Source organism: Synechococcus sp. WC101 (genome assembly GCF_047461555.1).
Taxonomy (GTDB): domain Bacteria; phylum Cyanobacteriota; class Cyanobacteriia; order Thermostichales; family Thermostichaceae; genus Thermostichus.
Window position 1 is genome coordinate 1 of record NZ_JANSHG010000168.1, and the last position, 5,029, is coordinate 5,029.

Genomic DNA, 5,029 nt, shown 5'->3' on the forward strand with positions numbered 1-5,029 from the left:
GGATAGACCTCTCCGTTGTCGAGGAGAAATTCCTTGTCGACATGATCCACTTCAATGTAAGGCTGGGTCTTCATGATTCCCCTGAGATGATTTCTGAGAGCATGGAGAAATTGTCAGCAACCAATCTAAAACTCGGCCAAGCTCATTTAGTGATCCTCAGCCACCACCAGCGAGCCAATCCAAGCCGTGATGCGATCCAGCAGAAGACCCACCATCCCGACATAGATCAAAGCCAGAATGATTTCGCTGATGCGGGAGCTATTCCAGGCATCCCAGATGAAAAATCCAATGCCCACACCGCCAATCAACATCTCCGCCGCCACAATGGCCAGCCAAGACAAGCCCACCCCAATGCGCAAGCCGGTAAAAATGTAGGGTACAGTTGCCGGGAAAACGATTTTGAAAAAGTACTTCCAGCCCGACATGCGCACAATTCTGGCCACGTTGCGGTAGTCCTGTGGGATCTGCTGTACGCCGGCAACGGTGTTGATCAAAATGGGCCAGAGAGCCGTAATGAAGATTACAAAAATGGCGGAAGGGTTGGCATCCCGAAAGGCAGCCAAAGAAATCGGCAGCCAGGCCAAAGGCGGCACCGTGCGCAACACCTGAAAAATGGGATCCAAAGCCTCGTACAGCCAGCGATTGACCCCGATGATCATGCCGCCCACAACCCCCACCAAGCCGGCCAGGGCAAACCCAATGAACACCCGCCGCAAGCTGGCCCAAATTTGCCAGAACAGCCCTTTGGCATTGCCGCCATAGTCAAAAAAGGGATCTTTAATAAGGGGATCCCAGGTGTCCTGCCAAACCTGGAGAGGGGTGGGCAAGTTGGCTCCGGGGCGGCTATAGGCAATTTGCCAGAGAACGAGCACTATTAAAATGGCCGTGGTGGGCAAAAGAACGCGGCGCAGCACTTGGTGGATTTGGACTCGCTGCCTCCAAGCAGAAGAAGATGCAGAGCTGGCCGGGGAGTGGAGCCCGGCATTGGACTGAAGAACAAAGCCTGGGCTGGTTTTCAGCAGCCAGTGGCCTAGGCCAACCAGTAGGGGAAGCAGGATCCGAAAGAGGTGGTAGCCCAACTGTAGGGCAGAGTGGAAAATCCTCATGGCTTGCTGGGAGTAAGGTTGAAGTCAACTTAAGAGGATCCCAAGAGAGAAGGGGTTTCAGTTGAACACTCTTTGTGGGGATTCGGGGATCCCTTCTCTCCTGGACAGAGGGTTTGCAGCTAACTTGCTGGGGAAAGTTGGGAAATTAGGCCAGCTTCTTAATCGCCAATTTCTCCAGGTAGGCGGCAGGATTTTCGGGATCGAACTGCACCCCGTCGAAGAAGGTTTCCACTCCTCGGGAAGGGCTGGGGGGAATGGCCGCCTCCTGGCCAATGGCTTTGGCAGCTTCCCGCCAGAGATCTTCTCGGTTGACCTTATCCACCAAAGCTTTGGTATCGGTGTCGGCAGGTAGGTAACCCCAGCGAATGTTTTCGGTCAAAAACCAGAGATCGTGGCTCTTGAAGGGGTAGGAAGCGTAGTTCTGCCAGAACTTCATCAGGTGGGGGCTGTTTTCAACGACCTTGCCGGTGCCGTAGTCGAAAGTGCCCCGAGAACGGCCCAAGATATCGGGCACAGGCACCCCCAGCCAGCGGCGGTCGCCGATGATGCGACACATCTCCTCTTTGTTTTCCATCTGGTCGCACCAGATCTGGGCTTCTAGCACCGCTTTCAACAGGGCAAGGGTGGCTTTCGGGTGCGCATCTGCCCAGTCGGCCCGCAGGGCAAAGGCCTTTTCCGGGTGGCCGTTCCACAGCTCGCCGGTGGTGAGGGCAGTATACCCCTCTTTTTGGTTCACCAGCTGGGCATTCCAAGGCTCGCCCACACAGAAGGCTTCCATGGTTCTGGATTTCATATTGGCCACCATCTGCGGCGGCGGCACCACAATGATGGAGACGTCGCTAGTGGGATCGATCCCGCCTGCGGCCAGCCAGTAGCGCATCCACATGTCGTGGGTGCCACCAGGGAAGGTCACCGCACATTTGGGATCCCCGCCGGCAGCTCGGACCTCGGTAAACTTGGCCTTGAGGGGGGAACTATCCAGGCCGATTTGCAAATCCCGATATTGGTTGGAAATGCTAATGCCCTGACCGTCCAGATTGAGACGGGCCAAGATGTACAGGGGCACCGGCTTGCCATCGGTAACTTTGCCGGTGGTGATGAGGTAGGGCATGGGGGTGAGGATGTGTGCCCCATCGATGCCGCCGGCGGCGGATCCCAGCACCAAGTTGTCGCGGGTGGTGCCCCAAGAGGCCTGCTTGACCACCTCCACGTCTTTCATGCCGTACTTGGCAAAAAACCCCTTCTCTTTTGCAATGATGAGGGGGGCAGCGTCGGTGAGGGCGATAAATCCCAGCCTGGCTCGCGTGGTTTCTGGGGTATCAGCTTGAGCTACCCAGTAGCCCTGCCCCAAGGATTGGGATTGGGCGCGGGGGATCCCAGCCGTAGCTGCTCCAGCCGCAAGGGCAGCTGCCCCAGCCAAAAACTGGCGACGGGAGATGGGAGAGGAAGTGTTGAATAGCTTAGACATCACAACCTCCAAAATTTCGAACGACGAACTGCCTAGTAGGTCATCAAGGGGGAAGAAGAAGTCTAGGTAGCAGCAGGACGCTGACGCGGCCTGGCCCCGAAGTGCTCAATCAGTAGCTCCACCAAGACGGGCTTGAGGTCTTCGCAAGGGATCCCTTGGCGCACGCATTCGCCCAGCTTGGCGTCTTTGCCCACTTCTCCTCCCATGTAGATGTCCACCGCCTCCACCGGCTTGCCGTCCTTGCGAACGGTGGTGCCCATGAGGCCAATATCGGCCACCTGGGGCTGGCCGCAGGAGTTGGGACAGCCTGTCCAGTGGATGCGCACCGTTTGAGGAATCTCCAGCTCGGCTTCCAGCTCTTCCATCAGGGCCACGGCGCGGTTTTTGGTCTCGATGAGGGCAAAGTTGCAAAACTGGTTGCCCGTACAGGACACCAACCCCCGCTGCAATGGCCCTGGGTTAGGGGAGAACTTCTTCAAGAGCGGCTCTTTGAGGAGCGGGGCCACTCGGGAGTCGGGCACATTGGGGATGAGCACGTTCTGCTCCACTGTCAGCCGCAGCTCCCCGGAGCCGTACACCTCCGCCAAGCGGGCCAGCTCCATCATCTCCAGGGCGTTGAGCCGCCCCACCGGCACATGCAGGCCGACAAAGTTGAGGCCCGGCTGCTTCTGGGCATGCACCCCCAGCAGATCCCGCTTGTGCCAGACCACCTCATCTTTTTCCGCTGCCCTGAGCAGAGGGTGGCCAGTCTGGCGCTCCACAGCCGCCCGGAACTTCTCTAGGCCCCACTCGTCAATGAGCCACATCAACCGCGCCTTTTGCCGGTTGGCCCGCAGGCCGTGATCCCGGTAGACCAGCAGCACCGCCTCGCACAGAGGAACCACATCCCGGGGATCCACCCAGACATCTAGGCCAATTGCCTCGGCGCAGCGGCGAGCAGAGAAAAAGCCGCCCACCAGGACGTTGAAGCCCAGGCGGCCATTTTTGAAGGCGGGCACAAAGGCCAGGTCGTTGATCTCCGCATGCACGGAGTTGTCACGACAACCGCAGAGGGCGATGTTGAACTTGCGCGGCAGGTTGCTGAAGGAAGGGTTGCCCTCGCCGTTGTTGGTAACCATGTCCTGCACCTTGCGAGTGAGGCCGCGCACGTCGATCAGCTCGTCCGGGTCAATACCGGCCAGAGGGGATCCCGTGATGTTGCGCACGTTGTCCATGCCCGACTGGATGCTGGTCAGGCCTACCTCTTTCAGGTAGCCCAGGATCTGGGGCATTTCCTCGATGGGGATGCCCCGCAGTTGCAGGTTCTGCCGGGTGGTGATGTCGGCTACGCCCTGTTCTCCATAGGGGTGGATGATTGCGCCCAACATCCGCATTTGGCCGCTGGTTAGGATCCCATTGGGCAGGCGCAGCCGCAGCATGAACTGACCTGGGGTGCGCTTGCGAAAGAAGATCCCCAGCCACTTGAGGCGGTGATCCCGGTCGTCTTCAGGAATGTTCTCCCAACCCATCCGGGCAAACGCCTCCAGCTCGGCCTTGACCGCCAGCCCATCCTTTTCGCTTTTGAGGCGCTCAAATTGGTTCGCCATGATCGCTGCCGTGGGGTGAACACTGGCTACCCTAGCGATGACGAACCGTTAACTTTGGTATTGGCAGTTACACTTTGTAACAGGTTATGCAGTTTTGTCATTCTCGAATTGCGCTTTATGCATAAAGTCAGGCTTCCAGGAGCAGCAGACCCCTCTTTCCCCTTTGGGAAAGGGGCTGGGGGTGAGGAAAAGCTATTTGAGAGGGTTGAAAGAGTTGAAAGGCTCCATCTGCCAGAGCAGACGGGGCGGGATCCCCAGCCCTTCGGTGAGGGGTGCGGGCCGTTGGGAAGTTTGGGGATCGCAGTCGTAGAGAGCGGTGGTGTAGCGGTAGCTGCGGGGGGGGCCACCGTTGAGGCGAATGCCGCTAATTTCAAAGGTGTAGTTGCGATTGGGCTGGATCGAACCCACGGAGTAGGTCAAAGTTTCCAGGCCAAAGGCGGGATCCCCCACGCGGAGATCTCCAACAGGCACCGGCTCGCCGCTGAGGGCATCGGTGATGCGGACTTGGGCTTGGCTGAGATCAGCCTTGCCGCCACGGCTGGGCACCGAGAAAGACCAGCGGTAGGCAGACAGGGGCTGGCCGGAAAACCCTTCTAGGCGGTAGAGGTAGCCGTCTTTCTCCGGGAAGGCGATGAACTCTGGATCTGGCACCGACTCGTCAAAACCGAAGATCCAGTTGGCGTTGGCCTGGGTCACCCGTCCAGCCCGTGGGTCAAAGACAATGCCGTAGGCCCCCTGGGCGTACTGAGGATACAGGTTCCAGCGGCGATGCCCCACATCCACAAAGTTTTCTCGACCTGGCTCGGCAAAATAGATGTCCACCTGCCGCGCCAACACCCGGCCTGGATCGGGGCCGTTCAGCTCTAGGA

At 58.6% G+C, this 5,029-nt stretch carries 4 protein-coding genes; all 4 read right to left on the minus strand.

Annotated features, from left to right (window positions below; all coding sequences use genetic code 11):
• Positions 1–146: 146 nt before the first annotated feature.
• Entirely contained in the window at positions 147–1,106 is a 960-nt protein-coding gene (ntrB, locus tag NW809_RS10655; protein WP_414402098.1) for a nitrate ABC transporter permease, read from the minus strand.
• Positions 1,107–1,251: 145 nt separating this feature from the next.
• Positions 1,252–2,574 carry a CmpA/NrtA family ABC transporter substrate-binding protein gene (locus NW809_RS10660; RefSeq protein WP_414402099.1) on the minus strand — a complete coding sequence of 441 codons (1,323 nt, stop codon included), beginning with the start codon at positions 2,572–2,574 and terminating at the stop codon, positions 1,252–1,254.
• Positions 2,575–2,636: 62 nt separating this feature from the next.
• Complete coding sequence (locus NW809_RS10665; RefSeq protein WP_414402100.1) at positions 2,637–4,160, minus strand: ferredoxin--nitrite reductase; 1,524 nt, start codon at positions 4,158–4,160, stop codon at positions 2,637–2,639.
• A 192-nt stretch (positions 4,161–4,352) separates the two neighbouring features.
• Positions 4,353–5,029, minus strand: a 677-nt coding sequence (locus tag NW809_RS10670; protein ID WP_414402101.1) for a CAP domain-containing protein, incomplete at its 5' end; no start/stop codon positions are given.